General features: G+C 67.7%; 1 protein-coding gene. It reads left to right on the plus strand.

The window, feature by feature from the left end:
* Window positions 1-40: 40 nt before the first annotated feature.
* Window positions 41-1,585 (plus strand): monovalent cation/H+ antiporter subunit D, encoded by a 1,545-nt coding sequence (locus tag Y887_RS17445; RefSeq protein WP_046965553.1) that lies wholly within the window; start codon window positions 41-43, stop codon window positions 1,583-1,585.
* Window positions 1,586-1,621 lie beyond the last annotated feature (36 nt).

Consider the following 1,621-nt stretch of genomic DNA (forward strand, 5'->3'; position numbering starts at 1 on the left):
AAGATGCCGCCACCGGCATGGACACGCGGCAGGCGCGGCGATGAATCATCTGCTGATCCTGCCGATTCTGATCCCGATGCTGGGCGCGTCCGCATCGCTGTTCGTCGAGCACCGCCGCTACGGGCCGCGCGTGCAGCGCAGTGTGGCGTGGGCGAGCATGGCCTTGCTGGCAGCGGCGGTGGTTGCGTTGTTCGCACGTGCCGCAGACGGCGGCGTGCTGGTGTATCTGCTCGGCGACTGGCCGGCGCGGTTGGGCATCGTGCTGATGGGCGACCGGCTGTCGGCATGGATGTTGTTGACCACCTTGATCCTGGGGTCGGCCTGCCTGCTGCATGCCTGCGCCGGCTGGGACCGGCGCGCGCCGCACTTCCATGCCTTGTTCCAGTTCCAGCTGATGGGCTTGAACGGCGCGTTCCTGACCGGCGACATCTTCAACCTGTTCGTGTTCTTCGAGGTGATGCTGATCGCCTCCTACGGGCTGCTGCTCAGTGGCGGGCGCGGCCTGCAGATGCGCGTCGGCCTGCATTACGTGGTGTTCAACGTGTGTGCGTCGACGCTGTTTCTGATTGCGCTGGGCCTGCTGTTTGGCGTCTTCGGCACGCTCAACATGGCCGAACTGTCGCAACGCATGGCCGACCTGCCGGCGCAGGACGTGCCGCTGGCCAAGGCCTCGTTGGGCTTGTTGCTGCTGGTGTTCTGCAGCAAGGCCGCGTTGCTGCCGCTGTACTTGTGGTTGCCGGAGACTTACTCGCGCGCGCCGGCCGCAGTGGCGGCGTTGTTCGCGATCATGACCAAGGTCGGGCTGTACGCAACATTGCGCGTGTCGTCGCTATGGTTTGGCGCCGGTGCCGGCGCGCTGCAGGGGTTTGGCCGGCATGCGCTGCTGTGGCTGGGCATTGCGACGCTGCTGATGGCCGCCTTCGGGGTGATGGCCGCATCGCGGTTGCGGGTGATGGTGTCGTATCTGGTGGTGTTTTCGGCAGCGACCTTGTTCATCGCCTTCTCGCTCGACGATGCCGGCGCATTGGGTGCGGGCCTGTACTACCTGCCGCACAGCAGCTTCGTGGCCGCGGCCCTGTTCATGGTGTCGGACCTGATCCGGCGCCGCCGCGGCAGCGCCAGCGATCGCAAGGAAGTGGTCGCGCCGCTGCCGCGGCGTGGGATACCCGGCGCGATGTTCATGATCGCTGCGGTCGCGGTCGCTGGACTGCCGCCGCTGTCCGGATTCCTTGCCAAGGCGGCCTTGTTGCAGCATGTGCCCGACGGCCTGGTCGGGCCGGTCTGGGGCGCGATTCTCGGCAGCAGCCTGCTGGTGGTGATCGGCTTGACCCGGGCCGGCGTGCGGCTGTTCTGGCGCGTGCCGGAGGCAGTGGAAGACACCCCTGAACTCCAGCCGCAGCGCCGTGGCCGCATGCGACCGGTGGAAACCGCCGCAACGGTTCTGCTGCTGACCGGGCTGGTGGCGATGACGGTCGGTGCCGAGCCGCTGATGCGCTACACCGACGCCGCCGCGGCGCAGTTGCGCGACCCCGGCGCCTATGTGGATCAGGTACGCGCCACCACGCCACAACGGAGGCAGCCATGAGCGCGCGCAAGCCCTTGCGACGCCGGTTGCTGCCCT

The organism is Xanthomonas pisi DSM 18956 (assembly GCF_001010415.1).
In the GTDB taxonomy this organism is placed as follows: domain Bacteria; phylum Pseudomonadota; class Gammaproteobacteria; order Xanthomonadales; family Xanthomonadaceae; genus Xanthomonas; species Xanthomonas pisi.

Coding starts and splice junctions, on each gene's coding strand:
- Y887_RS17445 (WP_046965553.1), top strand. CDS start 41: ATGAATCATCTGCTGATCCTGCCGATTCTGATCCCGATGCTGGGCGCG.